This is a genomic window from Bacillus hominis, assembly GCF_018332515.1.
In the GTDB taxonomy this organism is placed as follows: Bacteria; Bacillota; Bacilli; order Bacillales; family Bacillaceae_G; genus Bacillus_A; species Bacillus_A hominis.
Window position 1 is genome coordinate 1 of record NZ_BOQD01000290.1, and the last position, 4,297, is coordinate 4,297.

Genomic DNA, 4,297 nt, shown 5'->3' on the forward strand with positions numbered 1-4,297 from the left:
ACCTTCTCTAACAACCCTTCTTCCGTAATTAATCGATACGCCGTATTCGCTAATGCTTTTGCCGATGTAATTAGTGCTTTGTCTCCAAGTTCAGAACGTGCTGCTTCTCTAAATTCATTCGTATGCGCGATTAAGTCATCTGGTCCGATTTTAATGTAAGGATGAATTGTCGGTACGACTTGGCTTACGTTTCCTGCGTCGGTTGAGCCGATGCCGATTCTTTCTTTACGATTTACGTCTTCACCTAGTAGTTCTAGTTCTTCCGCTACGATGTCGTTATATGTTTTTGTTACGAGCAATTCATCGATTTCATTTTGGAATTGATGAATTTTCACTTTTGTGCCTGTTGCTAATGCAGCTCCCTCTGCGATGTTTCTTACTTTTTCTGTTACTTCCGCACATCTTTTTCGCGTTGCTGCGCGGATGAAGAACCTTGCTGCTGCGTAGTCAGGAATAATGTTAGGTGCTTTTCCGCCCTCTGTAATGATGCCATGAATTTTCACATCTGATGGAAGTTGTTGGCGAAGTGCATTAATACTGTTATACAGCTGAATAACCGCATCTAATGCGTTAATTCCTTCTTCTGGTGAAGCTGCTGCGTGAGCTGTTTTTCCGTAAAAATGAAAATCAAGTGGATCAACTGCTAGTGAAGGACTCGTCGTCGCTGTTTTTCCGCTCGGATGAATCATAAGCGCTGCATCAATATTTTTAAATAAACCAGCTTTTACATAACTCGATTTCGCACTACCATTTGGCCCACCTTCTTCGGCCGGAGTACCAAACACGACAACTTCTCCGCCGATTTCTTCAAGCGTTTCTGATAATGCAATTGCTGCCGCAACGCTAATTGTGCCAATTAAATTGTGACCACACGCATGACCGAGTCCCGGTAAAGCATCATACTCAGCTAAAAATGCGATAACTGGCCCTTGTTTTCCTGAACTTTTTCGCGCGATAAAACCTGTTTCATGCCCCGCTATATTGTGCTGCAGTTGAAATCCTGCACTACCTAGTAATAAGCTTAACGTTCTTGATGCGTAAAATTCTTGGTTACCAATCTCCGGATTCGCATGAATATTATGACTTGTTTCTATGTACTTTTCCTTATTTCTTTCTATACTCTCTTCAATTATTTTTCTTTGTGACGTTACTCCTGTAGCTCCCATTTTTCTTCCCCCTTTTATTTTCACGTAAAAAAGCCTCTTTCTAAAAGATAGAAAGAGGCTTTGAAATATACATTCAAAAATGAGCTTCTTTCTTATCTTTCAAGTTACCTTGCTGGAATTGGCACAGTATTCATAAAGAATCCGCTGCCGAGGTATCGTAGGGCCAGTCCCTCCACCTCTCGTGATAAGAATTTTCATAAAATTATATTAAATTATTTTTCATTCTAAATTCATTCCGACTAAAAGTCAAGGAATTCCTATCCGAATTTACCGAATATCTAAAAATCCTTTTAATACACCAATTGTTTCCGGTGCTTGCAGTCTTGCACATATGTACGGAAATTCCGTACTACCTTCAAACATCATTTGAGATGTAAGTGGTGCCCCTGCCCAAAAGATTTCATCATCGATTAATAAGAACGGGAATGCTTTATTTTGTCTTTGTAACTTTACATTCTTTAATGGAACTGGTCCATCACTATAAACTGTTACTTGCGCATTTGTACGCATTAACGCTTGCCATACTCTTTTATCCACTTGTCTTGTACTTGGAAGTGAAATGATAATTTTTCGTTTTGCGGCTAAAATATCTTTGAGTAGCCCTTTCGGCTCTTCAAGATTCATTTCCATAAACCAGCGTAAACGTTTCGAAATTTTCCGCTCCCATACTTGTCTTGATGTCGTGCGATCATACACATCTCCGTGACGTTCTATATGAGCTGTTAATTGTGATAACGCTTGTTTTCTCGAAAGGTTTTTACGCATATAATGGCAATCCGATAATTGAATGAACTTCCCTCTCGCTCTCGTTACTGCTACATTGACGAGGCGATGGTTTTTATGATCAAAGAATAACACGCCAGGTCGTTCTTGCGGATAACTATCAACCGTATCAAATATCATCATATCTCTTTCAGACCCTTGAAACTTATGAACTGTTGCCGCTAATACTGGTATGTTTTGATATTTCGTTTTCTGCAACAGTTCTCTAATACACGTTGATAAAAAGCGTGACTGTGCTCGGTACGGTGTAACTACACCAATTGATTGAACACCGTCTAACAGTCCGATTAACATCATTTGCATCGCTATTAAACCAGACATAATATTAAAACGCGAACCGGAAGCAGCGTCTTTTAACGAAAATGCTCCCATTAAGCTCGTATCAAATAAAACACTCGCCTCATTTGCGAACGGTTGTAATTGCGCAAGTTCTTTACGCTCTGAAACAGATGGATGATCGTATACTCTGTTTTTATAAATAAATGAATTCGTAAACTTCGATATATCTGCATGCATACGTCTTTGCTCCTGCAGCATAAAAAGGTTGGGATGTGCTTCCGATTTATTTACAGAATCAACAATTCCTGCATGGTAAAACATATCTTCGCCGAGCCATTTTCGAACGAGTTCATGGTTTGCCATTGCGATCGGAGGTAACTGTAAAAAGTCACCACAAACGACAATACGTTTCCCAAGAGAAGCTGCTAATGCGATTTGCGGAACATACGCCATACTCACTTCATCTACGACAACTAAATCAAATGTACGCTCATAAATAAGTGAATCAATGGCACATTTCGATAAAGTCGCACCGATTACTTTCGCATTTTCAATATATTCTTTTTCTACTTCTTTAATTTTCGCTCTTTGCTTTCGAAGATCACTTTCAACCTCTTGTATACGCTTCTTATCAGCAGAAGTCGCTTTATATGATAAAATCTTGTCACGAAGCTCTTGTCGTGTCTCTTCTAAATAGAGTCTCTCTTCTCCCCAAGATCCGTTCGTCGTTTCAACTAACTTCGACGCAAGTAACGTTTCATGATTTCGTATATGATCATGTTGACTATAACCGTAACGAACAATTTCACCAGGTGTCCATTTCTTCTTCTTCTCAATTTGCTTCGTTACTTCACTCATCAATACGTCAACTGCCGCATTACTATGAGCTAACACAAGTACCGATTTTCCTTTTTGATAATGAGCCGAAATAATACGCGATAAATTGTAAGACTTCCCTGTTCCAGGTGGTCCCCACACGTACGTTGTCGGATTATAAAATGAACGATACGCCAATTCATTTTTCGGATTTTTCATCTTCTCGATATGCTTCGGACTGCTCGTCCCATCTACAAGACGCTTTATACGATTACGTTTCAGCTTATCTTTATGCGCTTCTTTTAATCGCTCTTGCAGTTGCTCTAACAATTGCCACGGTTCACTATATAAAACAGCTTCTCTTATTTCGCCTTGTATATAATCATTTAATTTCAGTTCTATTTCTAATCCGTGTACCGATAATACTTCCCCTGTCGCTTCCTCACCATCGAACTCGATTCGAATTGGTGAACCTTCAGGTAAGCTTACTTCCGAAATAAGCTGAAAGACATATACCGTACTTTCATAATCTGTATATAAAAAACGACCGTTAATGATAGAAATTTTACTACCACCTATCGTTTTCCAATGTTTAATTTCATATGCTAATGCATAATGCCACTCTTTCATCGTTTCCGATAATGAAGGAGTTTGAGTAGGTGTATTCATCGTATAATCTCCTTCCTTCTCCCCAAACATACTTTCTCACTATACCATATAACAAGCTCAAAATTATAAGGTTTTTATCTTGATTATTTTCTTAATTTTCAATAATATATTGTATATAATTTTCAGGAAGAAGGAATCTACATGTCAGTTAGAAGAATCGAACACGTAGGACTTATGGTTGCAAACTTAGAAACATCTATCTCATTTTATGAAGAAGTAGTTGGCTTACAGCTCATTAAACGTATGGGGCATCCAAACCCAGATTTAAAACTCGCTTTTTTAGGTGTGGAAGAATCGAAGGAAACAATACTCGAATTAATTGAAGGTTATAATTCTTCTCTTCCAGCAGAAGGAAAAGTGCATCACATTTGCTTTAAAGTGGATTCATTAGAGGAAGAAATCGAAAGACTACAAAAACACAAAGTAACCTTTCTACTAGGAGAAAAAATTGAAACATTACCGGATGGAACACGTTACATATTCTTCGCTGGTCCTGATGGAGAGTGGATTGAGTTTTTTGAGACGGAGAGATAAAGTGAAACTTTAATCAGTGGGGGTTTTCTTCATCTCCCACTGATTATTAG

At 38.5% G+C, this 4,297-nt stretch carries 3 protein-coding genes and 1 riboswitch; of the genes, 1 reads left to right on the forward strand and 2 read right to left on the reverse strand.

Annotated elements, in window-relative coordinates:
- Nucleotides 1-1,166, reverse strand: a 1,166-nt coding sequence (locus KI356_RS22580; RefSeq protein WP_212936521.1) for a M20 family metallopeptidase, incomplete at its 3' end; no start/stop codon positions are given.
- Nucleotides 1,167-1,255: 89 nt separating this feature from the next.
- A riboswitch (SAM riboswitch) is annotated at nucleotides 1,256-1,357 on the reverse strand.
- Between the two features lie 76 nt (nucleotides 1,358-1,433).
- Nucleotides 1,434-3,743 (reverse strand): AAA domain-containing protein, encoded by a 2,310-nt coding sequence (locus KI356_RS22585; RefSeq protein ID WP_212936522.1) that lies wholly within the window; start codon nucleotides 3,741-3,743, stop codon nucleotides 1,434-1,436.
- A 111-nt stretch (nucleotides 3,744-3,854) separates the two neighbouring features.
- Between KI356_RS22585 and KI356_RS22590 the strand changes: the two genes are divergently transcribed.
- Nucleotides 3,855-4,247, forward strand: coding sequence for a VOC family protein (locus KI356_RS22590; RefSeq protein WP_212936523.1), 393 nt, complete (start codon nucleotides 3,855-3,857; stop codon nucleotides 4,245-4,247).
- The last annotated feature ends 50 nt before the right edge of the window (nucleotides 4,248-4,297 follow it).

Bases quoted from the DNA above. Each gene is read 5' to 3' on its own strand.
- KI356_RS22585 (WP_212936522.1), bottom strand. From the start codon at position 3,743: ATGTTTGGGGAGAAGGAAGGAGATTATACGATGAATACACCTACTCAA.
- KI356_RS22590 (WP_212936523.1), top strand. From the start codon at position 3,855: ATGTCAGTTAGAAGAATCGAACACGTAGGACTTATGGTTGCAAACTTA.